We start from the raw sequence: 2186 nt of genomic DNA on the forward strand, positions 1-2186 counted from the left end.
TTCTGACCAAGGGCCGGGGACTCGGCATCGTGGTGGTCGCCTTCATGCAGGACCCGCGCAAAGAGATCCTCCCGATGCGCGGCCTGTTCACCCAGACCATCGCGCTCCGACTCCGTTCCCGCGACGAGGTCGCCATGGTGCTCGGTGATGGACTCGCCGACGTCGCGCCCGCCCACCGCATCAGCCCGAACGATCCGGGAACCGGCTACGTCATCGACGAGGACGGGCAGGTAACCAAGGTGCGATCCGACTTCTGGACCGACGACCAAATCAGCACTACCGCAAAGAAATACGGTCGGACGCGCACGACCGAGGAAGGACAGCGCCATGAGTGACGACTGGCCTATCTTCCAGCCACCCGACCAGGATCAGTTGGCGCGCCGCGCTGATGATCTTCGGCGCCGCGCCGCGCTCGTCCGCCGATACGGCTGGGACCAGTACCGGAGTCGCTGGTCCACGGGCGAAGTTCTCGGAGTCGCGTTGGTCCTGGACGATCAGGCCGAACTGTGGCGCCGCTTCGCAACACCGGAGTCCGCTCTTGCCACCTGGGCATTCACCCTGTGGGGAATCGCAGGTGGTGAAGCCGACACCGCCGCCGGTCTGCCGGCCACCCGCGCATGGTTCGACCGTCTCCGCGATCAAGTCATCGGGCCGCAGGCGCCGAGGTGATGGAGATGGTCACTCACGGCATCCGGGAGGCGCTCGTCACCGCTGGCGGCTTTCCAGAGCTGCTCACCGTTGACCAAGTGGCAGCGCTCCTGGGGGTCTCCGCCGCGACGCTCAACCGCTGGGCCGCGCTCCGCGAAACCACCGGTGAGCAGATCGGGCCGCCCTGCTACACCCTGTCAGAACGTGTACGTCGTTGGGACTGCGCTGAAGTCCGGTCCTGGCTGAAGCAGGTGCGGCGGTAATGGCCGGCAACACCCCGCGCGGCATCCGAAAGCGCCTCAACGCCGCCGGGGAGCCCCGCTACCAAGTCCGCTACCTGATCCGCGATCCCGACGCGCCATCCGGCTGGGTGGAAACGTCAGCGACGTTCCCGACGCTGCGCGAGGCGAAGGCGTTCAAATCCGAACGCGACAACGAGGCCGCGCTTGGCGCACGCCGCTTCGACCCGCGCCTGGGCCGCACACCACTGAACCGGACCTGGACGCAGTTCTCCGAGTCCAAGAAGCCGGCGGTATCGCCAAAGGCCTGGAGCGGCTACACCCAGCACTGGGAACTGCGTATCGCGCCGCGGTTCGGTCACGTGCCCGTCGACGAGATCACCCGCGCCGAGATCCAGTCGTTCGTTGACGGACTCACGGTCGGGCCGTGGGCGAAGGTGTCCACCCTGCGGCTCCTGCGGTCGATCCTCGATGTCGCCCACCAGGATGGCCGGATCCACCGAAATCCCGCCCTCGGTGTCTCAGCGGGCCGGATTCCCGAGCGGGAGCGTCACCGCTACCTGACCGCCCAGGAAGTCCAGTGCCTTGCCGTCGCGTGCGGAGATCAAGGCGACGTCGTCACCATCCTTGCCTACACCGGCCTGCGCTGGTCCGAACTCGTCGGCCTGCGCGTTAAGGACATCGACCTTGACGCTCGTCGTCTCTACGTCCGACGCGCCGCACCCGAAGTCGAAGGCCGCATCGTCATCGGACCGCCGAAAACCCGCGCTGGCATCCGCACCATCCCGCTGCCGCAGGTCGTCGTCGACATCCTCAAACGGCGCCTCAACAAACGTGAGCCCGACGAACCCGCCGTCACCTCACCCAACGGAGCGATGCTGCGCTCCAACAACTGGCGTCGCCACACGCACTGGAACAAGGCCCTCACGAAGACCGATCTGGCTCCACTGACCATTCATGATCTACGACACACCTATGCGAGCCTGGCCAGAAAATCCGGGGCAGACCTGAGATACGTACAGAAGACCATGGGCCATTCGACACCGACGGTCACCGCGAACATCTACAGCGACCTCTACTCCGACGAGCTGGATCAGGTGGCAACCAATCTCGATCAGCTTCACGCGACGGAGATTCACCCACCGAAGACCGGACAAGAACCGGACAAAGAAAACTGACAACCGAGTGCAAGATCCGTGTCTATGCAGGTAAAGAATGGTGGCCAGGGCCGGGATCGAACCGGCGACCTTCCGCTTTTCAGGCGGACGCTCGTACCGACTGAGCTACCTGGCCGGAAGG

The 2186-nt window shown here is 65.3% G+C and carries 3 protein-coding genes, 1 tRNA gene and 1 pseudogene; 4 read left to right on the forward strand and 1 reads right to left on the reverse strand.

What is annotated here, in order from left to right; genetic code table 11:
• From AC2VON_RS17905 to AC2VON_RS17920, 4 genes and pseudogenes are all read left to right on the forward strand, one after another.
• Positions 1-335 (forward strand): annotated as a pseudogene (locus AC2VON_RS17905) (hypothetical protein); the annotation flags it as partial.
• On the forward strand, positions 328-669 hold the full coding sequence (locus AC2VON_RS17910; RefSeq protein ID WP_486954157.1) for a hypothetical protein: 342 nt from the start codon (positions 328-330) through the stop codon (positions 667-669). The pseudogene AC2VON_RS17905 and the gene AC2VON_RS17910, both read left to right, overlap by 8 nt.
• Positions 670-674: 5 nt before the next feature.
• Positions 675-911, forward strand: coding sequence for a helix-turn-helix transcriptional regulator (locus AC2VON_RS17915; protein ID WP_031344525.1), 237 nt, complete (start codon positions 675-677; stop codon positions 909-911).
• The gene (locus tag AC2VON_RS17920) at positions 911-2065 is read left to right on the forward strand and encodes a tyrosine-type recombinase/integrase (protein ID WP_486954158.1); all 1155 of its coding nucleotides are present in this window, start codon (positions 911-913) and stop codon (positions 2063-2065) included. The genes AC2VON_RS17915 and AC2VON_RS17920 overlap by 1 nt, the downstream gene beginning before the upstream one ends.
• A gap of 38 nt (positions 2066-2103) precedes the next feature.
• On the opposite strand, the gene AC2VON_RS17925 is transcribed toward AC2VON_RS17920, so the two are convergent.
• Positions 2104-2180, reverse strand: a tRNA-Phe gene (locus AC2VON_RS17925).
• Between the last annotated feature and the right edge of the window lie 6 nt (positions 2181-2186).

The sequence above is a fragment of the Mycobacterium sp. TH-M82 genome (assembly GCF_057473605.1).

Bases quoted from the DNA above. Each gene is read 5' to 3' on its own strand.
- AC2VON_RS17910 (WP_486954157.1), top strand. From the start codon at position 328: ATGAGTGACGACTGGCCTATCTTCCAGCCACCCGACCAGGATCAGTTG.
- AC2VON_RS17915 (WP_031344525.1), top strand. From the start codon at position 675: ATGGTCACTCACGGCATCCGGGAGGCGCTCGTCACCGCTGGCGGCTTT.
- AC2VON_RS17920 (WP_486954158.1), top strand. From the start codon at position 911: ATGGCCGGCAACACCCCGCGCGGCATCCGAAAGCGCCTCAACGCCGCC.